Below are 332 nucleotides of genomic sequence, written 5' to 3' on the forward strand. Positions count from 1 at the left end.
AAGGAGAAAGGGAAAGAGAAGGGAGGAAGGGAGAGGAAGGAGAGAGAAAGAGAGAAGAGGGAGAGGGAAGGGAGGAAGGAAAGGAAGGGAAGGGGAAAGAGGGGGAAGAGGAAGAAAAAAAGGAAAGGAGGAAAGGGGGGAGAGGGAAAAAGAAAAAGAAAAGGGGGAAGGAAAAGAGAGAGGAGAGGGAGGAAGGGGGGAGAAAGGGAAGGGGGGAGGAAGGAAGGGGAGAGAAGGAAAGAAAAAAGAGGAGAGAAAAGAAGAGAGAGAAAGGGAAAGAGAAGAGAGGGAAGGGGGGGAGGGGGAGAGAAAGAAAGAGAGAAGGGGGAAGG

The 332-nt window shown here is 51.5% G+C and carries 1 protein-coding gene; it reads left to right on the top strand.

Annotated features, from left to right (window positions below; all coding sequences use genetic code 11):
* Positions 1-332 (top strand): hypothetical protein (locus tag A3773_RS19880; protein ID WP_197462862.1); only part of this gene is annotated, 332 nt, incomplete at both ends.

It is taken from the genome of Neptuniibacter pectenicola (genome assembly GCF_001597735.1).
Classification (GTDB): Bacteria; Pseudomonadota; Gammaproteobacteria; order Pseudomonadales; family Balneatricaceae; genus Neptuniibacter; species Neptuniibacter pectenicola.